General features: G+C 40.0%; 19 protein-coding genes. 1 reads left to right on the top strand and 18 read right to left on the bottom strand.

All coding sequences use genetic code 11. The features are described from left to right. Positions 1-53: 53 nt before the first annotated feature. From ATG70_RS07065 to cydD, 17 genes are all read right to left on the bottom strand, one after another. Entirely contained in the window at positions 54-923 is an 870-nt protein-coding gene (locus ATG70_RS07065; protein WP_098443630.1) for a patatin-like phospholipase family protein, read from the bottom strand. A gap of 114 nt (positions 924-1,037) precedes the next feature. After that, entirely contained in the window at positions 1,038-1,175 is a 138-nt protein-coding gene (locus ATG70_RS22435; protein ID WP_159782543.1) for a hypothetical protein, read from the bottom strand. A 321-nt stretch (positions 1,176-1,496) separates the two neighbouring features. Beyond that, positions 1,497-2,879, bottom strand: a complete 1,383-nt coding sequence (gene argH, locus ATG70_RS07060; RefSeq protein WP_098443629.1) for an argininosuccinate lyase — start codon at positions 2,877-2,879, stop codon at positions 1,497-1,499. Positions 2,880-2,891: 12 nt separating this feature from the next. Beyond that, entirely contained in the window at positions 2,892-4,103 is a 1,212-nt protein-coding gene (locus ATG70_RS07055) for an argininosuccinate synthase (RefSeq protein ID WP_098443628.1), read from the bottom strand. A 70-nt stretch (positions 4,104-4,173) separates the two neighbouring features. Next, positions 4,174-5,142, bottom strand: a complete 969-nt coding sequence (gene argF, locus ATG70_RS07050) for an ornithine carbamoyltransferase (RefSeq protein WP_098443627.1) — start codon at positions 5,140-5,142, stop codon at positions 4,174-4,176. 4 nt (positions 5,143-5,146) lie between these two features. Continuing rightward, complete coding sequence (carB, locus tag ATG70_RS07045; RefSeq protein ID WP_098443626.1) at positions 5,147-8,347, bottom strand: carbamoyl-phosphate synthase (glutamine-hydrolyzing) large subunit; 3,201 nt, start codon at positions 8,345-8,347, stop codon at positions 5,147-5,149. Then, the gene (locus ATG70_RS07040) at positions 8,334-9,407 is read right to left on the bottom strand and encodes a carbamoyl phosphate synthase small subunit (RefSeq protein ID WP_098443625.1); all 1,074 of its coding nucleotides are present in this window, start codon (positions 9,405-9,407) and stop codon (positions 8,334-8,336) included. The genes carB and ATG70_RS07040 overlap by 14 nt, the downstream gene beginning before the upstream one ends. After that, positions 9,404-10,576, bottom strand: a complete 1,173-nt coding sequence (locus ATG70_RS07035; protein ID WP_098443624.1) for an aspartate aminotransferase family protein — start codon at positions 10,574-10,576, stop codon at positions 9,404-9,406. The genes ATG70_RS07040 and ATG70_RS07035 overlap by 4 nt, the downstream gene beginning before the upstream one ends. Next, positions 10,563-11,399 (bottom strand): acetylglutamate kinase, encoded by an 837-nt coding sequence (gene argB / locus ATG70_RS07030; protein ID WP_257147635.1) that lies wholly within the window; start codon positions 11,397-11,399, stop codon positions 10,563-10,565. The genes ATG70_RS07035 and argB overlap by 14 nt, the downstream gene beginning before the upstream one ends. After that, entirely contained in the window at positions 11,362-12,594 is a 1,233-nt protein-coding gene (gene argJ / locus ATG70_RS07025) for a bifunctional glutamate N-acetyltransferase/amino-acid acetyltransferase ArgJ (protein ID WP_098443623.1), read from the bottom strand. Before argJ ends, argB begins: the two co-directional genes overlap by 38 nt. A gap of 27 nt (positions 12,595-12,621) precedes the next feature. Continuing rightward, positions 12,622-13,659: an N-acetyl-gamma-glutamyl-phosphate reductase gene (gene argC / locus ATG70_RS07020; protein ID WP_098443622.1), complete on the bottom strand. Its 1,038-nt coding sequence runs from the start codon at positions 13,657-13,659 to the stop codon at positions 12,622-12,624. Positions 13,660-13,806: 147 nt separating this feature from the next. After that, on the bottom strand, positions 13,807-15,957 hold the full coding sequence (locus ATG70_RS07015; RefSeq protein WP_098443621.1) for a DNA topoisomerase III: 2,151 nt from the start codon (positions 15,955-15,957) through the stop codon (positions 13,807-13,809). 62 nt (positions 15,958-16,019) lie between these two features. After that, positions 16,020-17,048 carry an ABC transporter permease subunit gene (locus ATG70_RS07010; protein WP_179886212.1) on the bottom strand — a complete coding sequence of 343 codons (1,029 nt, stop codon included), beginning with the start codon at positions 17,046-17,048 and terminating at the stop codon, positions 16,020-16,022. After that, complete coding sequence (locus ATG70_RS07005; protein WP_142329563.1) at positions 17,045-17,872, bottom strand: hypothetical protein; 828 nt, start codon at positions 17,870-17,872, stop codon at positions 17,045-17,047. Before ATG70_RS07005 ends, ATG70_RS07010 begins: the two co-directional genes overlap by 4 nt. Positions 17,873-18,010: 138 nt before the next feature. Beyond that, positions 18,011-18,361, bottom strand: a complete 351-nt coding sequence (locus tag ATG70_RS07000; protein ID WP_098443618.1) for a VOC family protein — start codon at positions 18,359-18,361, stop codon at positions 18,011-18,013. Between the two features lie 125 nt (positions 18,362-18,486). Next, a complete protein-coding gene (gene cydC / locus ATG70_RS06995) occupies positions 18,487-20,193 on the bottom strand; it encodes a thiol reductant ABC exporter subunit CydC (RefSeq protein WP_098443617.1) in 1,707 nt (568 codons plus the stop codon). Beyond that, on the bottom strand, positions 20,190-21,923 hold the full coding sequence (cydD, locus tag ATG70_RS06990; RefSeq protein WP_306472691.1) for a thiol reductant ABC exporter subunit CydD: 1,734 nt from the start codon (positions 21,921-21,923) through the stop codon (positions 20,190-20,192). The genes cydC and cydD overlap by 4 nt, the downstream gene beginning before the upstream one ends. A gap of 215 nt (positions 21,924-22,138) precedes the next feature. Between cydD and ATG70_RS06985 the strand changes: the two genes are divergently transcribed. Next, positions 22,139-24,382 carry a hypothetical protein gene (locus ATG70_RS06985; RefSeq protein WP_179886211.1) on the top strand — a complete coding sequence of 748 codons (2,244 nt, stop codon included), beginning with the start codon at positions 22,139-22,141 and terminating at the stop codon, positions 24,380-24,382. A gap of 41 nt (positions 24,383-24,423) precedes the next feature. On the opposite strand, the gene msrA is transcribed toward ATG70_RS06985, so the two are convergent. Continuing rightward, positions 24,424-25,074, bottom strand: coding sequence for a peptide-methionine (S)-S-oxide reductase MsrA (gene msrA / locus ATG70_RS06980; protein WP_098443615.1), 651 nt, complete (start codon positions 25,072-25,074; stop codon positions 24,424-24,426). Positions 25,075-25,118 lie beyond the last annotated feature (44 nt).

Raw genomic sequence — 25,118 nt, 5'->3', positions numbered from 1 at the left:
TGTTGGTGAACTGTTCCCAAGTTTGCCATATGATTAAACATATGATCACACATTCAAACAGTTTCCTTCGCTAATTCCCTCTTTTCAAGCCAAGCTTCTAGTTCTTTATGATGCCTTTTCATCTCTTCATATCCTTGATTGTATAAAGTCGTGAGACGAAGCTGTGACTTTTCTATCCGTGCTACTTCAAGAGGTGAGGAAGGTTGAATGATAAAGTAATTCTCCCGATTGGCTTCAATATGATCAAGCGTTTGGTTGTAATGTTTATAGCGGGCAGTAATGGCTAAAGCGAGTGCTGGATTTTTCCGATATAATCGTTGAATCATCCAGGAAAGCTTAGATTTTTGTTTTCGATATCCTTCATTACGTGTCAAAACAACGACATGACTGTGATTACCATCAGCTTCTGATTTTTGAACAGGTATTGGATCTGTAATGCCTCCATCAAGGTGAAAACGATTGTAAATTTGAACGGGGGGAGCCATAAATGGCAGAGAGCTTGATGCTCTCAAAATGGAAAGAATTTGCTCACCATCATCTTTCTTATTAAAATAATAAGGTTTTCCTGTAAAAATATCGGTTGTCCCAATTACAAATTGTTCCGTAGCATTCTGAAATGTATGAAAGTCAAACGGTACATGTGTGGAAGGAATTTCATCAAAAATTAAGTCCATCCCAAAAAGTTGCTTTTTGCGAACTAAATTTTTGTATGAGATGTACTCCGGATGATTTACGTAATCAATAAGAACTGTACGGTTCCTTCCACTTTGCCTTGAAAGATACGATGCAGCATTACACGCTCCAGCTGAGACGCCAATAACGTACGGAAAGTAGAGATTATTCTCCATCATATACTCTAAAACACCAGCTGTGTATACCCCTCTCATTCCTCCACCTTCTAATACAAGGCCTACTGAATCCATATTAAAATCCCCTTTTTAATCATCTACCACTAAGTTTACTGGACTTGGTAATGAAGCTCAAGAAAGCAAGCTTCGTAAAAACAAAAAGCTCCCTGCATGTGCAGGAAGCTCGGTTTATTCTTCACGTTCTTCGTTACGGATTGTTTTATGTCCTGTTGAAGCTTCATAAGGGAATTTAGTGCGATCTGCTGTTTTTGGTCGTTCGCGTTCCATCCCTTTTTTCTTATGGTCAAATGCTTTTCCTCGGCCCATCAAATCCCTCCTTTCATCTCTTTCTATTCTCCCACTTTCAGAAAAAAAGTATCCGAAAAAAATTTGAATGGGCATGTATAGAACAAGATGAAAGTGGCTATCATAACTAGTGAAGAGGGAAGAACAAAAGTGCATAAGGAAAACGGAAGCTTTTAAGGAGATGGTCGCGTTGAACTACTCTGTTGGTAAAACAAGGCTCTAACAACTTTCATTAGAAAGAGGTGTCTCCAAAAGACAACTACCGTTCTACCCCATCGCTTGTTTAGCAAACGCTAATAACTTCCTTCTTCATGAGGGTCTTATCCTATCGGATAGGGCCCTTTATGCATTTTCTTTCACATGCTTATGAGCTAATTTAATCTGAATCGCGATTTGCTCTGGCGACGTTCCTCCATAACTTTTTCTTGCATTCATCACATTAGCAGGTTTTAATACATCAAATACATCTTCTTCAAACAACGGAGTGAATGATTTAAATTCTTCCATTGTAAGATCAAGTAAAAATTTCTTTCTCTCGATTCCATAAAGGACAATTTTCCCTATTACCTCATGTGACTCACGGAACGTCATGCCTTTGTTCACAAGATAATCCGCAATATCTGTTGCATTAGAATAATCTTCATTAACTGCTTGCTTCATGTTTTCTGTCTGTACAGTCATTGTTTCAATCATAGGCGCCAAAAGTTGAAGAGCGCCATCAAGCGTCTTAGCTGTATCAAACATGCCTTCCTTGTCTTCCTGCATGTCTTTGTTATAAGCAAGCGGTAGTCCCTTCAATACAGTTAACAAGCTAAACAAATTCCCATACACTCGACCTGTTTTCGCACGAAGAAGTTCAGGAACATCCGGATTCTTTTTCTGGGGCATAATACTCGATCCCGTACAGAAAGAGTCGTCTAGTTCGATAAATTGGAATTCCTGACTGCTCCAGATCACCATTTCTTCCGACAAACGGGACATATGCATCATAAGCATGGAAGCATTTGAAAGAAACTCGACAATAAAATCACGGTCACTAACAGCGTCCATGCTATTCGGATAAACGGCGTCAAACCCTAACAGTTCTGCCGTACGATGGCGATCAATCGGAAAGGTTGTTCCAGCTAATGCGCCTGCACCTAGCGGTAACATACTCGTTCTCTTTAAGCTGTCTTGGAATCTTTCTTTATCACGTTCAAACATCCAGAAATACGCGAGCATGTGATGCGCAAATGAGACAGGTTGAGCTCGCTGCAAATGTGTATACCCTGGTAAAACTGTTTCAACATGAGATTCAGCCTGGCTTAGAATCGCCTGCTGAACCTCTTCGATATGAGAAATAAAAAGGTTAACCTTTTTCATTAAATACATATGCATATCTGTTGCAACCTGGTCATTACGGCTTCTTCCAGTGTGCAACTTTCCACCTACAGGTCCAATCTCATCAATAAGTGCTTTTTCAATGTTCATATGAATGTCTTCTTGAGAAACATCATATTTAAACGTTCCATTCTGAATATTCTCAAGAACAATGAGTAAACCACGCTTGATTTCTTCCATATCAGAGGAACTAATCACACCGCATTCACTAAGCATCTGAACATGGGCCAGACTGCCTTCAATATCTTCTTCTGCTAGTTCTTTATCGTACTGGATCGAAGCTGTATATTCTTCTACAAGCTTATTTGTTTCTTTTGTAAAGCGTCCACCCCATAGCTTAGACACACTAACATCTCCTTATTGAGTTACTTTTTGTTTCTTATGCACTTCTGCATTTACTTTCGTTGGTAAGCCCCAAAGTTTGATAAAGCCAACTGCTGCATCATGATCAAAGAGATCACCTTTAAGATATGTTGCAAGTTGTTCGTTATAGAGAGAGTTCCCTGATTTACGTCCAACTACTGTGTTTGACCCTTTGTGTAGTTTAAGACGAATCTTACCACTTACTACTTTCTGGGTTTCGTTAATGAACCCTTCAAGCGCCTGACGAAGTGGTGAATACCATAAACCATCATAGATCAGTTTTGAAAGCTGCTGATCAATCGTCGTTTTGAACTGTGATACTTCACGAGTATGTGTTAAAAATTCTAGTTCTTTATGAGCGTTAATCAAAATGAGCGCGCCTGGATTTTCATATACTTCTCTTGATTTAATCCCAACAAGACGATTTTCAATATGATCAATACGTCCAATACCGTGGACGCCGCCGATTTCATTTAACTTCTCAATAAGATCAACTAGCCCCATCTTTTGGCCATTAAGTGCTGTTGGGCAGCCTTCTACAAAATCAATTTCAATGTATTCCGGCTCATCAGGTGTTAGGTGAATTGGTGCTGTCCAATCGAATGCGGCTTCTGGAGCCTCAGCCCACGGATCTTCAAGTACACCAGCTTCACATGCACGTCCCCAAATGTTGGCATCAATTGAAAATGGATTATCAAGTTTAACTGGAACCGGGATCCCTTTTTCTTGTGCGTAAGCAATCTGTTCATCACGCGTCATTCCCCATTCACGAACAGGAGCGATCACTTTCAAGTCCGGATTCAACGCTTGAATCGATACTTCAAAGCGAACCTGATCATTTCCTTTTCCTGTGCATCCATGTGCCACTGCCGTAGCTCCTTCACGTTCAGCTGCTTCAACGAGAAGCTTTGAAATGAGGGGACGTGACAGTGCTGAGGATAGCGGGTATTTCCCTTCGTATAATGCATTTGCTTTTAATGCGGGTAAAAGATAGTTCTCAGCAAGAAGTTCTTTCGCTTCAATCATATAAGCTTTTGAGGCACCTACATTTAACGCTTTTTCTTTAATGGATTCTAGATCCTTCCCTTCTCCTACATCAAGGCCTAGCGCAATAACCTCGTATCCATATTTTTCTTCTAACCATTTTATCGAAATGGAGGTATCAAGACCTCCGGAATAAGCAAGAATGATTTTCTCTTTTGCCATGTCATCCACTCCTTATCTTTGTATTAATATCTATGATAACGTATATTTATTCAAATTGCACGAAAAAAATTTAACTTTTTAATAAAAGTTTCAAAAGGGCTTTTTGAGCGTGGAGACGATTTTCTGCTTCCTGGTATACAACTGAATGAGAACCATCGATAATTTCCGCTGTAACCTCTTCTCCTCTATGCGCTGGAAGGCAATGCATAAAGATGTAATTTTTATCAGCGTTTATGCATAGCTCCTCATTCACTTGATAAGGTTCGAAAACGCCCTCGCGTTCAGCTTGCTCGTCTTCCTGCCCCATACTCGCCCAAACATCGGTAATTAGAACATCCGCATTCTTGGCAGCTGCAAGAGGATCAGTGGTTACTTCGATGACTGAACCATTTTCTTTCGCTACTTCGTTCGCTTTCGCTACGATCGCTTCATCTGGTTCATACCCTGCTGGACAGGCGATCGTGAAATTCATGCCCACTTTCGCTGCCCCTTCAATAAGTGAATGAGCCACATTGTTGCCATCTCCAAAATAAGCTGCTTTCAATCCACTTAAATGACCTTTATGCTCGATAATCGTTAGTAAATCAGCAAGAATTTGTGCTGGATGATGTGTATCTGTTAATCCGTTAATAACAGGAACGGAAGAAGCTTTCGCAAAACGTTCAATCGTCTCATGGCCAAACGTTCGAATCATTACTCCGTCAAGGTACCCTGCTAGCACATTAGCGGTGTCTTCAACCGTCTCACCTCTTCCAAGCTGAATGTCTTTCGAACTAAGAAACAAAGCATGCCCGCCAAGCTGAAGCATCGCTACTTCAAATGATACACGCGTTCTTGTTGATGACTTTTCGAAGATCATCCCTAGCACCTTTCCTTTTAATTCTTCATGAGGAATCCCTTCCTTTTGAAGTTTTTTCAACTGTTCAGCTTCTTGCAAAAGATAATGAATCTCCTCACTACTCAGTTCAGCGATCGTTAGAAAATCTTTCCCCTTCATTCCTTCTGCGATTTCATTTTGCGTTTTTACCGACTGCATCATTCAATCATCCTTCCTGCCCGATTGGAGTTTCTTTCATTTGGTGCCAATGCTCTAGACTGTTGACTTCAAGTGTCTTGGATCCTTCTAAGACCAATAACTGAAGCGTGTCAAGATGCGTAAAACATGGAATTTTATATCGTGTGGCGAGTGCGCGCATTTGAAATCCAGAACGTTCTTTTTCTCTGCCGATTGTCGGAATCGATACAACTGCGCTTAGCTCTTCTTTCATTAGCGCCTCAATTTCATCTAAATCTTTTTTAATCACGATTGATTGGATCCCTTTATCATTTAACAATTTGGCTGTTCCAGAGGTTGCGTATATTGTTACACCTTTTTCTTTAAGCTTCATTAGTACATCACATGCAGCTTCTTTATGCTCTTCACTAATTGAACATAGTATGGAAGAAGGTAGCTTATTCGGATCCCACGTTGATACAATCGCTTTTCTTAATGCTTCTTCCGATGTTTTTGCCATAGCAAGGACTTCTCCTGTAGACTTCATCTCTGGTCCAAGAACATGGTCAACGTTTTTTAACTTTCCATTTGAGAAGATTGGAAATTTCACCGTGTAATAAGGCTTCTCTTCTAATAATCCCGTTGCTTCTAAAGAGTTACTTTGCAATTGAGCTTTAATCGCCCATTCAACCATTGGAATGTTCGTTACTTTACTGATAACGGGTACCGTTCTCGAAGATCTTGGATTAATTTCAAGAACATAAATGATGCCTTGATCGATGACAAATTGAATATTCATTAACCCTCGACATTCGAGCGCTTGAGAGAGCTTTTCAGAATACATCGTAATCGTTTCTTTCTGCTCTTCTGTAATGGATACAGGTGGATAAATCGCTGTGCTATCTCCAGAATGAACGCCCGCTCGTTCAAGGTGCTCCATAATGCCAGGAATGGCGATTGATTCTCCATCGCAAATCACATCGACTTCACATTCAATTCCTTCCACAAAGCGGTCGAGAAGGAATGGCCACATTTTCTTTGAACTGCTCTCTAATTTTTGCGTATACCGTTTCAGTTCATCCATATGACGGAAGATAAACATGTTTTGTCCGCCAATCACATAGGAAGGTCTTACAATGATCGGGAACCCTAACTCTGCGGCAAGCTCCTTCATTTCATTTGGCTTGTAAGCCATTTTCCCTTCTATATAAGGAATCGAAAGAGAATCCAACAATTGATAAAATTGATCACGGTCCTCGACTTTATTAATGTTCTCAACAGGTGTACCGAGGATTGGAACTCCGCGCTCGTGCAACTCTTCCGCTAAATTAACTGCCGTTTGACCACCAAATTGTACGGCTACTCCAATAATATGCTCCTTCTCAATTACCCCTAGAACATCTTCAAGTGACAACGGTTCAAAGTAAAGACGATCGGCAACGCTATAATCTGTGCTGACTGTTTCAGGGTTATTATTCATAACAATCGCACGATAGCCTAACTTCTTCACTGCCTGTGTGGCGTGAACAGAGCAATAGTCAAATTCTACTCCTTGCCCGATTCGAATTGGTCCAGAACCAAGGACGAGAATACCCGGCTCATTGGTTTTCTGCACCTCATCACTCCCTAAATAAGTAGAGTAGAAATAAGGTGTGATCGCTTCAAATTCACCAGCGCACGTATCGACTTGCTTCATTCCCCTCTGGATGCCCGCTTCTTTACACATACTCATGATAGAATCGATCGTTTTTCCAGTTGCTTTCGAAATGTAGGCATCACTAACGTTTAATTGCTTTACGTGAATCAGCAATTCTAGAGACAGATCTGTTTTATTCATTATCTTTACTTCCGCTTCAACAATTCGCTTCACCTTATGAAGAAACCAGCGATCAATGGCTGTAAGTGATTTAATGTCCTCTACAGAATAACCTCTTCGAAAAGCTTCACTAATTAAAAAAAGTCTTTCATCTGTTGGCGTCATTAGCTGTTCATTTAGGTACTCTTGACTAACCTCTTCATATAACCCTGTTAACGATTGATGACCACTCTCAAGAGATCTTACAGCTTTGTTTAAAGCACCTTCAAAACTTCGATCAATTGCCATCACTTCTCCTGTTGCTTTCATCTGCGTTCCAAGTACGCGATCACCTTCAGGAAACTTATCAAATGGGAACCTCGGTATTTTGACAACTAAATAGTCAAGGGCAGGTTCAAATGCTGCATAAGTATTACCTGTAATTGGATTTGGAAGCTCATCTAATGTAAAGCCAATGGCACATTTTGCAGCCATACGTGCAATCGGATAGCCAGTAGCTTTAGAAGCTAATGCAGATGAACGACTTACCCGCGGATTCACCTCAATGATGTAATAATCGTTTGATTCAGGGTTTAATCCAATTTGAATATTACAACCACCAATAACATCAATCGCGCGAATCACTTTCAACGAAACGTTTCGCAGCATCTGGTATTGGTAATCATTCAGCGTTTGAGATGGTGCAACAACAATCGAATCCCCTGTATGAATCCCAACAGGATCCATGTTTTCCATGTTACAGACAATCATGCACGTATCATTTTCGTCACGCATCACTTCATATTCGATTTCTTTCCAGCCAAGCATGCTTTTTTCTATGAGCACCTGGTGAATAGGACTTAAAGAAAGGCCGTGATCAACAATTTCAAGCAATGCGTTGTCATCAGCTGCAAATCCACCGCCCTCGCCACCCATTGTATAAGCGGGGCGAACCATAATCGGATAACCAATTTCTCGAGCGAACGTTAACGCCTCTTCCCTTGTCAGGGCAATTTTCGATTCAGGTACCGGTTCGCCAATATCAATCATTAACTGTCTAAACTTCTCACGGTCTTCCCCATTTTGAATGGATTCAACAGATGTTCCAAGAAGTTCCACATTCAACTTTTCTAGAATTCCCTTTTCATAAAGCTCTACGACAAGATTTAAACCTGTTTGACCACCAAGTGTGCCAATGATGCCATCAGGGTTTTCTTTTTTTAGGATTTCCTCTACATAAGGAAGCGTCATTGGTTCCATATAAACATGATCCGCAATAGATGAATCCGTCATAATGGTGGCTGGATTGCTATTAATTAAGACAACCTCAATCCCTTCTTCTTTTAGCGCCAAGCACGCCTGTGTACCTGCATAATCAAATTCCGCTGCCTGACCAATGACAATAGGGCCAGATCCTAAAATGACAACTTTTTTTAACTCTTTACGTAAAGGCATAATGCTGGTCTCCTGTTCTTGTAATCTGGTTCATAAATGCATCGAATAAAAAAGCTGTATCAGAAGGTCCCGCGTGTGCTTCAGGATGGAATTGCACCGATTGAATGTTGTAATGTTGATGTTTTAATCCTTCAACAGTTCCATCATTTAAATTAACAAAAGTTAGCGCAAACCCTGTATCTTCTAAGGTGTCCTGGACGACTTCATAACCATGGTTTTGGGAGGTGATAAACACTTTCCCCGTCTCCAAATGCTTCACCGGGTGATTCGACCCCCGATGTCCAAAAGGTAGCTTTCGAGTGGACGCCCCGTGTGCAAGAGCGAGAAGCTGATGGCCAAGACAAATCCCGAAAGTTGGATATTTTTCACTTATAAGCCGGATCGTCTCAAAAGTTGCAGATAATGCATCAGGATCTCCAGGACCATTACTTAACACCACTCCGTCTGGATGTAAGTCAACAACTTCCTGAAAAGTTGTATCAAATGGCATGATTGTTACAGCGCAACCTAAAGATTGAAGTGACGTAAGAATTGATTTCTTATACCCATAGTCCATCAGAATAATATGTGGCCCTTCACCTGGATAATGTGTTTTTTCTTTTACTGATACATTTGGAACAAAAGATTTCTCTGATTTCCATTCAACGTTGTTATTAGGAAGTTCAGCCGTTATCTGTCCTTTCATTGTTCCATAATCCCGCAGCATTTTAACGAGGGCACGTGTGTCTACACCTGTTAAAGAAGGAATTTCATTCTGTAATAAACCATTTGAGAAGGAACCTGTTGCTAAATAATGACTATGTTCCTCACACTGCTCTCCTGTTACGACACCATGAAGATGAAGGTGTTCACTTTCACTATCAAGTTTGTTCATTCCATAGTTACCGATTTGTGGGTAGCAAAAGACGATGATTTGCCCGGCATAAGAAGGATCCGATACAATCTCTTGATAACCAGTCATGCTTGTATTGAAAACTACTTCACCAGAAGCTTCAATCGCCCCTATTAGATCGCCTTCAAATACTGCTCCGTTTTCTAATACAAGATACCCTTTTTTCATGGTTGATCCTCCTCATCTGCTGCCTTAAAAACCTCTGTTAGTTTCTTTAAAAATTCCTCTGCTTCCTTCATACTCACATTGAGAGGTGGGAGTATGCGAATGACGGTAGGTCCTGCACTTAAAACAAGAACGTCTTTTTCTCTCAGCTGATTAACAAATGGTGCGGCATCCTTCACCTCAATTCCTAAAAGTAATCCTAGTCCCCTCACTTCGATCATGGATTTGTACTTCTTTGATAAATTTTGAATTGCATTTACCATAAACTCTCCCATCTCTTTTGCATGGTTCATTAAAGAGATGATCTCATTTACAGTTTCAGTCGCAGCAGTAGAAGCAAGTGGATTTCCTCCAAACGTACTGCCATGAGTTCCTGGACCAAATGTTGACGCTACGCTTTCCTTCGCAAGCATCGCACCAATCGGGAACCCTGAACCTAACCCTTTTGCAAGCGTCATAATATCTGGCTCAAATCCATATTGCTCATGTGCAAATAGCGTACCGGTTCGCCCCATCCCAGTTTGCACTTCATCAACGACGATAAGAATATTGTTCGATTTACAAATCGACACAAGCTCCGAGATCCACTCCTGATCTGCTGGACGAACGCCTCCTTCACCCTGGACGAGCTCTAACATGACGGCTGCTGGTTTTAGTTCCTCGATTTCTGATAAACGATCAAAATCATTGTAAGGAAAGTATTCAAAACCAGAAAGCATAGAGCCAAATCCATCTTGAAGGTTTGGTTGAGCTGTAGCAGAAAGAGAACCTAGCGTTCTACCATGAAAGGACTTCGAGAACGTCGCAATCGTTTCTTTACCGCTCCATTTTCGAACGAGCTTAATCGCTGCTTCATTCGCTTCTGTACCACTATTACAGAAAAACACCTGGTCAAAACAGCTTTTCTGGGTTAACAGGTCAGCGAGCTCCTGCTGTTTTGGGATATGGTATAAATTTGAACAATGCCAGAGGAGATCCAACTGATCTGATACAGCTTTTTTAATCGCTTCTGGTTGATGACCGAGATTACATGTGGCAATTCCGGAAGTAAAATCAAGATACTTTGTTCCGTCTTCACTATATAGGAAGCTTCCTTCACCTTTAACGGCAGTAATCGGAAGTCGATTATATGTTTGCATGATGCTTGTTTGTGACGTTTCAGTTAGTGACATTCTCAAACTCCTTTCGAACAATTCGCGTTCCAACAGGTTCATGTGCGACTGCTTTTAGCAAGGCATTCTCTTCTCGACCATCAAGAATAGTGACAGAGGAGACTTTATCCGAAAGAGCGGCAATCGCTCCTTTCACTTTTGGGATCATCCCACCAATAATCGTGCCTTCGTCTATTAAACTTGTTATTTTTTGCTCATCTAGCGTTCTGAAAATAAATTTCTGCCCATCAATTGCTTCATACACACCCGGCGTATCACTAACGAGACAAATATCTGCATGCAGCGCTTGAGCGACAGCTGATGCGGCTTCATCCCCATTTATGTTAAGTGTCTCGCTATCTTCATCCATACTGATTGGTGAGATAACTGGTATGTATCCAGCTTGGGAGAGTTGTTCAATTAGTGCTTTATCGACATGGATGACTTCCCCTACACGGCCGAGTGACTGACTAGACTGTTTGCATGAAAACAGCTTTCCGTCTACGCCACTAATGCCAATGGCATTCGCTCCTGCACGGTGAATCTTCCTCACGAGCTGTTTATTCACCTTACCGCTAAGTACCATCTCAACTGTATCGACCATCTCATCCGTTGTGACACGTAGTCCATCGACAAACGTTGTCTGAATTGATAGCTTATCAAGTATCCTAGAGATTTCAGGGCCTCCACCATGAACGAGTACGGGATGATAACCTTGTTTTTTCACAGCTACTAGGTCAAGGTAAAAGGAGTCTGGAAGTTGATTTAATATACTTCCACCACATTTAATAACAAAATATTTCTGATTATGTTCTGTAGGAAGCATTGATTCTGACATAGTCATAAGAAAGGTCACACCCCCATGCTGTTGCTTCTTCGTTTCCGTTATGCAAATCAATATAGATATGAATGTTCTCGTTTTCTAAATAGGTTTTTGCCTCTTCCTCACTAAATTCGGTGGTGATCCCATAATCCACTACTTTAATGGGACCCAGTGAGATGGAAAGAGAATCTTCTTGAACAGATTCACCACTGTACCCAATCGCACAAACAATGCGTCCCCAGTTTGCATCGGTTCCATAAATGGCTGTTTTCACTAAACTAGACCCAACGACAGATTTTGCGATTGCTTTTGCGCCGTCTTCTGATTGAGCTCCCTTTACGTGAACTTCTACGAGTTTAGTAGCCCCTTCGCCATCTTTTGCGATTAATTTAGCTAACTGCTGACACACATACTCAAGCGAGCTTAAGAACGTTTGCCACTCAGGATGGCTTTCAGATAACGCTTCATTTTCAGCTTGCCCGTTTGCGAGAAGGAGAACCATATCGTTTGTACTCGTTTCACCGTCGACAGTTATCATGTTGTAGGTCGTGTCAGTCACAGAGCTTAACGCTGACTGAAGAGCGTCATTCTCTACTTTGGCATCAGTTGTTACAAATGCTAGCATCGTAGCCATATTCGGCTTAATCATACCGGAGCCTTTTGCAGCGCCTCCAATCGTTATCTCCCTACCATCAATCTTACATGTTACTGCCACTTCCTTTGTCATCGTATCCGTCGTGACGATCGCTTCAGCAAAATCAGATCCGCTTGTTTTTCGCGCATATTGTGGGATCTGATGAATCCCCTGAATGATGGCCTTCATCGGCAAATACTCTCCAATCACTCCAGTTGAAGTCACTGCTGTTTGCATTTCAGTCAATCCCATGACAGATGCAAACTGTTTACGCATTTCATAGGCATCTTCAAGCCCTTTTTCACCTGTAAAAGCATTTGCGTTCCCTGAATTCACAATAAGACCTTGAAGCTTTCCACCTTTTAAACTTTCTTTTGTCACCTTTAATGGCGGTGCCTGAAAAGTATTCAATGTAAACACCCCTGCAGCATTGGCTGGGACAACGGACTTTATCCAGCCAAGATCCTTACGCTTTCGTTTTAAACCTGCATGAAACCCACCAGCTTCATAACCTTTAGGAGAAGTAACTGTGCCATCGTTTACGATTGAAAAAAGTTCCTCATTTACAGTCGATGTTGCCAATGCATTCAACCCTTTCGTTTAGTAGGTTTATGGAAATACTGGAGATAAACTAAGACCTGCTGTCTCAGGATAACCAAATCGTAGATTCATATTTTGTACAGCTTGACCAGCGGCACCCTTCATCAAATTGTCAATCACCGAGATGATCGTTAAGCGATTTGTTCTCGGATCAACAGAAAGACCAATATCACAGTAGTTAGAACCGGAAACACCTTTTGTTGAGGGCCATTTACCTTCAGGCATCACGCGGATAAAAGGATGATCCTCATAGATTGATTGGTAAAGATCAATCACTTCTGCTTCAGATCGATCATGAGATAGATTTACATACATACTACACATCATCCCTCTTGTAAGCGGGACGAGGTGGGTAGAGAACGATACATTGACATTTTCACCGATTTGATTCGAAATCACTTGTTCGATTTCAGGGATATGCTGATGTTTGCCTAACTTATATGCTGATACATTCTCATTAACTTCAGAATAATGGGCTGTAAGACTCGTTTTACGTCCTGCTCCTGAAAGTCCCGACTTTCCATCGATGATTAAAGACGATGGATCAGCCCATCCTTTTTGAATGATCGGAAGAAGTCCAAGTAGCGTTGCCGTCGGATAACATCCCGGATTGGCAATTAAGTTTGCGGATTTAATGTCCTCTGAATAGTATTCCGATAATCCATATACCGCTTCTGTTAAAGCTCCATCTGGCGGAGAGGAATGGTTATACCATTTTTCGTATAAATCCCCATTCTTTAATCGGAAGTCTCCGGATAAATCGATGATTGGAACACCCTTATTTAGCAGTAAAGGAACAGATTGGCCGCTCACGCCAGCTGGTGTTGCAAAGAAGATCACATCTGATTCGCAAGCAAGCTCCTCTACATCAAGCGCTTCGAACTGACTTACTTGGATATTCGTGAGATGTGGGAAAACATCATGTACATTCGTTCCAGCATTAGATGGAGATACAATTGTATTAATTTCTACTTCAGGGTGACTAAGCAATAAGCGAATTAATTCAAGGCCGCTATATCCGCTAGCACCGACAATACTTGCTTTCACTATTTCCACTCCCTCTTACTGTTCTTATTGAATGATTATACATATTTAAGAATATATATACAACAATTATTTTGATTATTTTTATATTTAAGATCAGCCCTATCTCCAAATAGAAAAAGCATGCCTTTAGTAGAGGCATGCTTCAAATTACTTCTTTTCAAATTCAAATGTTAGTTTCTTTTCTTCAGCACTCCAAACGAGCGCTGCATCGAATGTGCCTTTTTTACTTTTTAATCCTTTAATTACATTTGATTTTCCGTCTGTTAGAATTTTCTTTGCATTGGTTTGTGAAATAGGTTTCCCCAGAATACGTTTAGAAATTGTAAATGCACAGTTTGTTTTAGAATAGCTACTACATCCAAACAACTTCCCCTTATCAAGTACATCAGAACCACAGAGCGGGCATATACCGATCTTTTTCCCTATTGATTTTTTTGAAGGTTGGGCTTCTATTTTTATATCCTTTAAATCCCAGGAAGCTGAAGATTCAATCGCATCTGATGTTAGTTTCGCTGCAAGCTTCTTAACAGACTCCATAAAGGTTTGGGGTGACGCTTCACCGCTACCAATTTGTTTGAGCCGCTGCTCCCACTTCGCCGTCATTTCTGGACTTGAAAGAACAGCGTCCCCAATGGAGTCAATTAAAAGAACTCCCTTATCTGTTGCGAATACTTGGTTCTTAACAACTTCAATGTATTTCCGATCTTTCAGCATCGTAATAATGCCCGCCCTCGTTGCTTCTGTTCCTAGTCCTTCTGTATCTTTAAGGATTTTCTCTAATGACTCATCGTCAAGATGCTTTCCAGCCGTTTTCATCATTGTAATCAGCTGACCTTCAGTAAATCGTTTTGGCGGCTGGGTTTTACCCTCTGTTACTTCTGCTGAAAGCACCTTACCTTGCTCGTTCTGCTCAATAGCAGGTAGTTCCTCATCTTTTTGAGTCGATGGTATGATTCGCTGCCAACCTTCTTGCACGCGAACCTGCCCTTTTGATTGGAACAAAGCTCGCTGATCGACAAGCGTGAATAAAGTCGTATAATCAACGATTGAGGCCTCTTCGTGCGCCGCAAGTAAACTTCTTGCAATTAAATCATAAATCTTTGCCTCATCACCTGACAGTTTATCAAGGTTTGGGACCTGTTCTGTTGGGATGATCGCATAGTGGTCACTTACTTTTGACGCATTGACAAACCTCTTGTCAGTTAAGATCGACTCCCGTTTTAATGGAAAATAATCTTGATAAGCACTTTGTTTTTGTAGCTTTGATAAAATGGATGGAAATTCAGCCGCTTCATCCTTCGTAACAAAGCTAGAATCACTTCGTGGATAAGAAATATTCCCTTTCGTATAAAGCTTTTGCGCAATGTCCAACGTTTTTTTCGGCGAAAATTTGTATCGTTTATTCGCAGTCGATTGAAGAGAAGAAAGCTGATACAAAAAAGGAGGCTTGTATTGCTTTCTTTCTTTCTTTACTTCACTTGCAATGCAGTCTTTTTGGTTACAAAATTGAGCGACTGCCTGCGCCATTTCGGGAGATTGCAACCTCGTTTGATCGTCTTTAATCCACTTACCTACAACGATTTTTCCGTTATAGTCAAACGTGCCCTTAACTTCCCAGAATGGCTCTGATTTAAAGTCCGCGATTTCTTTCTCTCTTTGCACAACTAACGCAAGTGTAGGCGTTTGAACTCTCCCTGCAGAAAACACATCCTGAACACCCTTCTGTTTAAAAAGAAGCGTGTAAACACGCGAAGCATTAATGCCAACCACCCAATCTGCACATGATCTAGCATAAGCCTCATAGTAAAGATTACGAGTCTCTTCTTCTTCTAACAGAGATTGAAATCCTTCCCTTACAGCACGCTCAGTTAAGGAAGAAATCCAAAGCCGCTTCATCGGCTTTTTACAACGAGCCTGATTCAAAATCGTTCGAACGATCAGCTCACCTTCTCTTCCAGCATCTCCAGCATGGATAATTGAGCCAACATCTTTTTTATTGACTAGTTCTTTAATCACGTTAAACTGCTTCCATTTTCCTTTCGTTACCTGATATTGAAATTGGTTTGGAATCATAGGAAGTGTTTGAAGAGACCACTTCTTCCATGAAGATTCATAGGTTTCAGGCGAAACAAGTTCACATAAGTGTCCCACCGCCCATGTCATATAAGCTCCGTCAGGAAAGTCCGGGTTTGGTTTTATGTACAAATATCCTTGTTTTTTTTCAGTTGGGTAAGGCGCTGCAAGGCGCGTTCCCTGGTCTGGCTTTTCGGCGATAATACAAACGGCCAATCGTAACATCCCTCTCTCTAAAAAATACGCTAGCTATTAGTATAGCGTACAAGTGATCGTATCGGATAGTATTAACCTTGTTTTGATGAATGGCCTGCTCCATTTAATTCAAAGTGAGTTTGTTTAAGAATGGCCGTTTTCTCAGGTAGACTCTTTTTGCCAACACCTTTCTTAACTGTTTTGCGATTCGTTAATCCGTAAACAATACTATTAATTGCGAGAATGGATAGTGCAAAAGCAGATACTGGTGCTAGAACCATCCAAGGAAACGACTGGGCATACTGGAAGTTTTGAGCGATCAAACCGGCCCACTCATTCGTCATCGAAAAGGATTCCGTTGTCGTCTCGCCTGTTTTAAAATCAACATCCATCACCCTTACATCCGTGCCTCCGATAAAAACATTTAATAGTCCTAGATGGGCAAATATAATGAGTACTTGACCTACCTGCTGCACAAATAGAAGCAATAACTTCGGATACATAAAAGGGGCTAGATGTTTTCTTAAAAGATGAAACCTACTTCCTCCCAATACTTTTGCACTATCTATAAACTCGTTTGTAGATATGGAATCCAATTCATTTTGTACATAAAGAGCTAAAACAGGAATGCTAATACCAATCAATATCAACATTGGAAAAATGATTTTCGTAGAAACATCATAGCTCCAACTAAACGTTAATATGACAGGTGCGATAAGGATATAAGTAAAAATCGTAACAGGGGCATAATGAAACACGTTCGAAAGGCCACCAAATAAATTTCTTAATGAAAAAGGCATACGATAAAGCAAATAGCCAAACATACATGAAAAGACGACTCTAAAAAAGGCAACGATAAGGGATAACCCAATCGTATATTTAGCACCTTCTATTAGTTTAAATACAAACGAATTGCCGTCAAGATCACTTCCAAGTGGAAAGTTGAGCGAAGGAGCAAATGGTGCTAATGCCATAACATTTCCATTTTTATCATAAAGCATTTTATCAGGATGAACTTCTAAACTGTAAAAACTGTAAAAGTAACTACTTAGTGATAGGAGTAATAAAAAAACAACACCGAAGACAAAAGGGCCATTTCGTAAAAGTGAATCTTTTCTCATATTGCCCCCTCTCGCTTTGCCGTCCATCGTTTAATCAACCATTCAATTGAGGTAAAAAGAATAAAAGATGGTAAAAAAATCATATATAGAGAAAGCGTCACTATTTCTGTATTGACGGCTCCATGTTTGTAAATGAACATCATTAAACCATTCATGTCAAAAATCAACTCAAGCATAAGCAAGTTCGCTAGAGCAAGGAGAAAAATCCCTTTAAAATGGTGAAATAATGACACCATTGCATTCCGAAACATGTGTACTAGTAGAATTGTAAAGTGATCAATTCCTTTACCTTTTGCCAGTACAACATAGGGCTTTACTTCTTCTTCTTCATAGGAGAGTAATAAGTATTTATAAATGTAAACAGAAGGAAGTAAAGATAGAATTAGAATCGGTAAAACGATTGCATTTTCATTAAACCCGCTTGTTACATTGAATAGAAGAAGATCTGTCTGTTTATAAATCCAAATCACACCTAACTGAGCAAGTAAGATAACGAATATATCAGGTAAGGATTCAATAAGAAAGAAAAAGCCTTTTAGATAACCTCTCATTCGTTTCGGAAACACCATGGTTACAATCGTGAGTACTATCGCTGCACACACAGAGATGATTAAGGATCCGACTAAGTAAGACATAGAAAGTTTATAGGCATGCCACAAATCAGGAAATAATGGTACATTTCTTCCTCTTGTGTAATAGTCAAGCATATTTCCGTTAAACAATACCTTGATTGTATGAACAAGTTGATTTACATAAGCTTCCACGTTAAATACGATGGTATCATATAAAAAAAGCGTGTTTGATAGCGTTTTTTGATCAATCATCTTCAATATTTCAAGTTGGCTCTTCATATTAAAAAAGAGGTAAGGTAAGGATCCTATTAATAGAATCCCCAGTGATGTTAACAGAAATTGAGAAACAGAGCGCCAAACAAATGATTTAAATACCATTTATGTAACCAATCAATTCATAAATTGAAGTATTTCGATCTGATTCCCCGACGGATCTTCTATCACAAAAAACAAACCCGGTGGACAAGGTTCTGGCTCTTCCGATAAAATCGATACTTCTTTATCTTTAAACCACTGAAAATCTTGATGGATATTATCTGATTGAATCGCTATCAGAACGCTGTTTTTTACAGTTTCTTGAGACTCTTCTTCGAGAACGATCGGAATCGACTCATGTTGAAGACTCACAATGTTCGGTCCGTACTCTTTTGAAATTTTAAAATCTAGTACTCCAGTGTAAAACGCTAAAGATTCTTTCATATTCGACACTTTGATTGTTATGACACACACGTTATTTAACAAGAGAACTCCTCCTTTTTACTTATCTCTACAAAATTCCATAAAAAGGATACTTATCCTCTTTTTTTATAATAAATAATAAAAAGCTTCCAATTAACTGCTACATGGCAGCATATTGGAAGCTAAGTCTACACAAGAACGCTTTTCTCGATTTCTCTCATTTGATAAAAATATCCCTTACTCTTCATCAATTCTTTGTACGTACCACTTTCAACAATTTCACCTGAATCCATCACGATAATTTGATCCATCTTTTCAAGATTGTTCAGTCGATGACTGACCAAAAGAAGCGTATCTTCTTTGGCTCGATCAAATAAATGGTTAAGGATTAATCTTTCTGTCAAAAGATCTACCGAGGAAGTTGGCTCGTCTAATAACCAGACACGCTTTCCTTTTAACAGAGCTCTTGCAATGGCAAGACGCTGCTGTTCCCCACCGGATAGGTTGGCACCCTTTTCATGAACTTCGTAATCAAGAGAAAGATGATGGAGTTGAACAATAGCAAGGATATTCGTTAACTGTTCGTCGGTTAACGTCTCTCCGGCGAGTTTCAAGTTGTCACGAATAGAGCCTGAGAAAAAATGGTTTTGTTGAAGGACAACATTTGTTTCTGACCAAATTTGCTCCTGTGATAGCGTTTGAGTCGAATCACCATTCACTTCTAGTCCCCCGCTCTCATAGAACTTAAGGAAAAGTTGTAAAAGCGTTGACTTACCAGAACCACTAGGCCCAACGATCGCCGTTTTCCCCCCTACTGGGATATGAACGGATACATGTTTCAGTGCTTTTCTTTCTTCACCTGGATATGAGAAAGTTACATTTTTCGCTAATAGCGAAAATGGTTTATCTTCTGAAAGCTTTACTGTTTGCTTTATGTTATTCGAAGTGACAGCTTGTACATCTGAAAGTCTTTTGGATGCTACGATGCTATCTTGTAAATAAGCTGGCACGATCGCCATCGGCACCGCATTCTCAAACGACGTTAAGGAGATAAGGACAAGCATGGCGAGAAATACTCCATCCAATTCTCCAGTTGTCACAAGATAGGCCCCCACCACTATGACACACCATGTGACAAATAAAGAGATAAATGAGTTAACCGCCTGATGAAAAACTTCCGCCTTACTTTCTTTACTTTCTGCCTTCAAAGTAGCGCTTGATTTTGCTTCCAACTCTTCTTTCCTCTTAGCGGTTTCTCTCATGATTTTCAAATCACGATAGCCATTGAAGAACTCAGCCGAATCAGCTGCAAATTCTCCTCTCAGTGCACGAACGGCCTGATCTTTTTTTCGAATACGCCACGCGAAGTAACCAGGAATTATTATCCCAGTAAGAAAAACACCTAACAGCATTAAACCGGCAATTTTAATTGAAAAGAATAATGTAAACCAAATGGTAACAAGGAAAATAAGAATAAATACGATCGGTGGGTACAAGACACGCAAATAAAAATGCTGAAGCCGATCAATATCTCCTACGATTCGCCCTAGCAATTCTCCATTTCGGTGTTTCTGAGTTAAGCTCGCTGCAACTGGTTCAAGCTTTTTATAAAATGATACGCGCATGTTGCTTAAGATTGAAAATGTGGCGCGGTGAGAATAAATTCTTTCAAAGTAACGGCCTACTGCACGAGCAAGTCCGAAAAATTTCACGACAGCTGTTAAGATGGCTAATGCGAAAACAGGTAGCGACAATGCTGCCTTAGAAATTAAGTAGCCACTTGCAGCAAAAAGAGCAACAGCTGTTATACCAGCAATAAAGCCAAATAAGATGGAAAGAAGGATATCTTTTTTCTCGGTCAGCATTTCACGCCAAACAAATGCTATTTCTCTCATAAGGTTACCTCCTCTGTTTGAACATTTACCATCTCCCGGTATAATTCACTTGACTCATAAAGTGCTTTGTCAGTGCCTTCAGCCATCATCTTTCCTTGATCGAGCACAATGATATGGTCGGCTTTTCGAATGGTATGAAGTCGATGCGCCACTGTAATCATTGTAGCGTTTTGAGATAATGAATTCATCGCTGATTGAAGTACTTTCTCTGTATATAAATCAAGTCCGGTTGTTGGCTCATCAAACAAAATGACATTTGGCTTCTTTAAAAAAGCACGTGCCAGTGCCAGACGCTGTTTTTCTCCTCCAGATAAACCGCGACCCGATTCACCAATGATCGTTTCATAACCTTGTTCTAGTGTAGCAACAAATGCTGATATACCAGCTTTTACCGCTGCATCTTCAATTTCAGATTGGCTAGCATTCTTTGATCCGATACGTATGTTATCAGCTATCGTCCCTGTAAATATATACGGATGCTGAGAGATATAGCTAACCTGTGAAAACCAACTACCTTCATTTAAACTTGTCATGGAATGATCATCGACCGCAATCTCACCTTGTTGTGGTGGTAGCAACCCGGCAATCATATGCAAAAACGTTGACTTACCAGACCCGCTTCGCCCGATTACCGCTACCTGACGATAAGGTTCAATAGTTATATTTAGAGATGATAAAGAGAAACCACTGTCTTTATACTGATAAGAAACGTCTTTTAAAGCAATCTTTGGTGGAGTTTTTCTATTTTCAATAAACCGATCTCCCCATGTCACTTCCTCGCTCTCACGACCTAGTTCTTCACTTACCTTTTTCATTGCGCTCATACTCCCTCTCCCAGTATGAAATGCACTGCCTAGTTCTTTTAATGAAAGGTAGAATTCTGGAGCAAGGATAAGAAGAAAAAATGCCGTTGCAAAAGACATGCTGTTAAACACAATGAGACGAAGACCGATTTCAAGCGCAATAATGCCGATGCTTAGCATAGAAATTAACTCAAGCATTAAAGAGGAAACGAAAGCAACTTTTAATACTTCAATTGTAGCGTCACGGTAGTTTAAGCTACTTTCTTTAATAATGTTTCGGTATTTTTTTGACTGCCGAAACAAATTTAACGTAGTCAATCCTTGGATCGTATCTAAAAAGCGTCCAGAAAAAACAGTCATTTGTTCAAGCTTCTCTTCAGATTTTTTCTGAGTACGTATCCCAATAATTATATAAAATATTGGAATGAATGGTGCTGTTACCATCATGATTAGTCCTGTTTCGAGATGCTGAGTAGAAACAGCAACTAAAATAAAAATTGGGATCACGGCTGTTTTGAACACTTGTGGAATGTATTTACTATAATAAGCATCGATCTCATCAACTGCATCAAGCAAGACGCTCACCTTCTGACCAGATTGCCCTTGATGAGAAGTTAGTAGCGCTTCCCGCGAAAATTTGTCTAATAGCGCTTTACGAATTCTTTGTTTTACTGTAGCAGCCATCTTTACTCCTGCTCTGCCCATTAAGTAAGATAAGAATGGTCGCAACATCAACACAAGTAACAAACTAATAAGAAAAGGCACGTTTTCTTCAAAGGCTGTTTTATCAACAAAAACGTTGTTTACAATTTCTACTGTAAGAAAGGCCTGTGCAATAATTGAAGCACCTATTAAAAGCGCGCCTAAAATCATCAAGAGGTGCGTAATTTTAAAATCTGAACCATATGCTTTAAGCTCGTTCTTCACCTTATCCCCACCTTCATCTCAATCACAAACGCACGTTTGTGAAATACTTCACATTAAGCGTTATGTTAATTGTACGACTTATCTAAGTAAGAATCAAATACTTTGCTGATTTCGATTTGACAATTAAATGAATGGGGATTAGCCATTATGATTTCCCTCTCTTCTTTATGTATTTGCTATAATAAAAGAAGTGAATAATGAAATGGAGGATTCGCGTGGAACAGGAACCAGAGTACGGAAAGACACGTAAAGAGACGCATAACCAGAATAAAGTAAAAAAACTATTTACGCGCATAAGGTTGCCTGTACAGTCTTTTTTTAATGCGAGTTGGAAAGGCGCTTCCTATGGTGCCACATTAATCACAATGCTTCTAATCTTCGCCATCGGTTTTGATTTTCATACTGGACTCGGAAAATTAGTAGATCTCTTTCTTTTCTTTCTAATAGCTATTATTGGAACATGGGTAGCCGTGAAAATGGGAGAATGGTTTATAAAAAGAGTTAAAAAACTTCCTACTCTTTTCATCGCTAGTTTAGGTATTTCCCTTACAATCACGATTTACACGTTAGATCAATTTCGCAGTCTTGAGAACATTCTCCCCCTTGCCTATCTCTTAGTTGCTATTGGCGTTATTACTGGAGTACTGTTTGGATACCCGCTAACTACTGGATTGAAGAAACCACTTTCAATCATCATGCTACTTTTAGGGGTTTTCGTAACAGGCATTTTTTGTTACTGGCTATTTACCCCTGGTACCATGGATGAGCGCCTCGCCAACACCGTTGAGCCATTTTCCACCGTCAGTCAAAACCCATCGGAATATGGTGCGCTTGAAGTAAATACGTTTACATACGGAAGTGGAACTGATAAGCAACGAGACGAATTCGGTAATGAAGTCGACCTCCAAACAAGGTCCGTTAATGCTTCAAGCATGATTGGAGAATGGTCTAAAGAACGGGAATGGTTTTGGGGTTTTAAAGATGCTAACGTTCCACTAAATGGCCGTGTATTTATGCCAGAAGGTGAAGGTCCTTTCCCACTCGTTCTTATCGTACATGGAAATCATAAAATGGAAGATTTTTCAGATCAAGGCTACAATTATTTAGGAGAGCTGCTTGCAAGTAGAGGGTTTTTAACCATATCAGTTGATGAAAATTTCTTCAACTCTTCTTGGTCAGGCGGTGTATCAGGAGATATTAATGGCCGAGCCTGGTTATTACTAAAACACATTGAAGAAATTGAATCGTTATCGACACAACAAGATACCCAATTTTTCAATAAAGTTGATATGGATCACATTGCGTTAATTGGTCACTCTCGCGGGGGGCAAGCAGCTATCCTTGCGACAAAATTCAATGAACTCGATCGCTATCCAAACAATGCTAACATGCGTTTTGACTTTAACTACAAGATTGAAACCGTAATTGCACTGGCTCCAACCGATTATCAAACTCTCTCTGATCGTAAAATTGAAGTTGATGATGTAAATTACTTATTACTTGGTGGTTCTTATGATAGTGACTTATCTGAATTTGAAGGAGATCGCCAATATAACGGTATTCAATTAACAGGTAGCGAAAATGCGATGAAATCGTCTCTTTATATTGATGGTGCTAATCATGGACAATTTAACACCACCTGGGGAGAAAATGATACGTACTTCCCTTTTACATTACTATTAAATAAACAGCCTTTACTTGAAGGCGATGAGCAGCGTCAGATTGCAAGCACTTACGTATCCGGTTTTCTAGAGGCAACTCTTCATGAAGATGATCGTTATCAGCCAATGTTTGAGGATTACCGCTATGCACTTGAGTGGTTACCCAAGACAACTTATATTAGTAAATACGAAGATCCGTCCTACCATATATTCAGTGACTTTGAGGAAGATGTGAACGTGCTAACCGCAACATCACCTTTTATTGATATAGAAGCCAATAGCTTTATTCAGTGGTATGAAGGGGAACTTGAATTTCGTAGAGATAAGGAAAGAGGAACTCACGGTGTGTTTTTGAAATGGGATCAATCCTATTCAAAAAATGCATCTTACTCACTAGATCTCACGAAACCGTTACAAGATCCATATCATTTCACACCGAATAGCGCACTAACATTTACTGCAGCAAACGTATCGGAAGCAGAAGATCAACAGCCGGTTGATTTTAGGGTAACTGTAAGCTCAGCCAACGGTGAGTCATCCAGCGTATTGTTAAGTGATATTATGCCAATGCACGGGGCACTCCCTATTCAGCATACGAAAACAAATTTTTTTGAAGAACGGCGTTACGGTGAACCTACCGAACCCGTACTCCAAACGTTTAACATTCCGATACAACTTTTCAAGAAGGAAAACAGATTTGTGAAGCTAGATGAGATCGACTCCATCACGTTTGAGTTTAACGCCTCTCCAAAAGGAAAGATTTTTCTTGATCAAATCGGTGTAAACCAACCAAACTAAAAAAGCTTTTCCTCATACTATTGAGGAAAAGCTTTTTTGTGTTACGAAATTTTACAAGAAGACTGTCCACGCTTAGCAAGATAACTTTGGTGATATTCGTCTGCACGATAAAATGAAGTGATCGGAACAATTTGAGTAACAACATGTTTCTTAAAACGCCCTGAACGCTCAAGATTTTCTTTTGCAATTAATGCAATTTCTGCCTGCTCATTAGAATGGAAAAAGATCGCTGAGCGATAGCGGGTTCCGATATCTTCTCCCTGTTTATTTAAAGAAGTTGGGTTATGATTTTCAAAAAACACTTCCACGAGCTCTTCATAAGAAATGAGGGAAGGATCGTATTCAACTTGCACGGATTCTGCATGACCTGTTAACTCAGAATAAACATCTTCATACGTAGGGTTAATTGTTTCACCACCAGTAAATCCTGCTGTTGTCGAAATAACGCCGTTTAATTGTTGAAATAGTGCTTCTACACCCCAAAAGCACCCTGCTGCAAATGTTGCTTGCTCCACTTTGACCACTCCGTTTCCAGTTATCGTATTGATTTTTTCAGATCGATCATATATGTTTTCCAGTTCATTTAGTGTTAACATATAAAGCTGTTTGGCACCCTTCTTATAGATTCCTTTTTGGAGAAGGGTCTTAATAAGTTGCTGTTTTCTAGTTTCGTTATCCATTAGTGTATGCAAGATCGTTCACTCCCTCTACTAAAACAATTTTCCAGATGAGGATG

Origin of the sequence: Bacillus sp. es.036, assembly GCF_002563635.1 — a bacterium.
Classification (GTDB): domain Bacteria; phylum Bacillota; class Bacilli; order Bacillales; family Guptibacillaceae; genus Guptibacillus.
This window is presented reverse-complemented; position numbering and strand designations above follow the sequence as displayed.

Coding starts and splice junctions, on each gene's coding strand:
- ATG70_RS07065 (WP_098443630.1), bottom strand. CDS start 923: ATGGATTCAGTAGGCCTTGTATTAGAAGGTGGAGGAATGAGAGGGGTA.
- ATG70_RS22435 (WP_159782543.1), bottom strand. CDS start 1,175: ATGGGCCGAGGAAAAGCATTTGACCATAAGAAAAAAGGGATGGAACGC.
- ATG70_RS07055 (WP_098443628.1), bottom strand. CDS start 4,103: ATGGCAAAAGAGAAAATCATTCTTGCTTATTCCGGAGGTCTTGATACC.
- argF (WP_098443627.1), bottom strand. CDS start 5,142: ATGATGCAGTCGGTAAAAACGCAAAATGAAATCGCAGAAGGAATGAAG.
- carB (WP_098443626.1), bottom strand. CDS start 8,347: ATGCCTTTACGTAAAGAGTTAAAAAAAGTTGTCATTTTAGGATCTGGC.
- ATG70_RS07040 (WP_098443625.1), bottom strand. CDS start 9,407: ATGAAAAAAGGGTATCTTGTATTAGAAAACGGAGCAGTATTTGAAGGC.
- ATG70_RS07035 (WP_098443624.1), bottom strand. CDS start 10,576: ATGTCACTAACTGAAACGTCACAAACAAGCATCATGCAAACATATAAT.
- argB (WP_257147635.1), bottom strand. CDS start 11,399: ATGACTATGTCAGAATCAATGCTTCCTACAGAACATAATCAGAAATAT.
- ATG70_RS07015 (WP_098443621.1), bottom strand. CDS start 15,957: ATGTTACGATTGGCCGTTTGTATTATCGCCGAAAAGCCAGACCAGGGA.
- ATG70_RS07010 (WP_179886212.1), bottom strand. CDS start 17,048: ATGAGAAAAGATTCACTTTTACGAAATGGCCCTTTTGTCTTCGGTGTT.
- ATG70_RS07005 (WP_142329563.1), bottom strand. CDS start 17,872: ATGATTGATCAAAAAACGCTATCAAACACGCTTTTTTTATATGATACC.
- cydC (WP_098443617.1), bottom strand. CDS start 20,193: ATGAGAGAAATAGCATTTGTTTGGCGTGAAATGCTGACCGAGAAAAAA.